The organism is Chitinophaga agrisoli (genome assembly GCF_008386695.1).
Classification (GTDB): domain Bacteria; phylum Bacteroidota; class Bacteroidia; order Chitinophagales; family Chitinophagaceae; genus Chitinophaga; species Chitinophaga agrisoli.
The window spans coordinates 1-236 of the sequence record NZ_VUOC01000063.1; the positions used below are offsets into that span (position 1 = coordinate 1).

The 236-nt window shown below is 49.2% G+C and carries 1 protein-coding gene; it reads right to left on the reverse strand.

Translation table 11 applies throughout. From position 1 onward, the window contains the following. Positions 1-224, reverse strand: a 224-nt coding sequence (locus F0L74_RS34595) for a trypsin-like serine protease (protein ID WP_497707336.1), incomplete at its 3' end; no start/stop codon positions are given. Between the last annotated feature and the right edge of the window lie 12 nt (positions 225-236).

The window sequence follows — 236 nt, forward strand, 5'->3', positions numbered from 1 at the left end:
CGGGCATATGCGGCAGGCAAGTTCACTTGGCAACCGAGACCAGAGCCAAATGATGTAATACCAATCAAGATAGGACGGTTGTTTCTTGTAACAACAAGAGGGCCACCGGAGTCACCACGGCAAGTGCCGACACCACCGCGTCCACTTGTGCATAAGTTTGAAGATTGCAAGACGAAGGGGAAAGCAAATGTGCAAACAAAGTTATTTATCACGTCGAGGTTCACGTGACTGAGGAA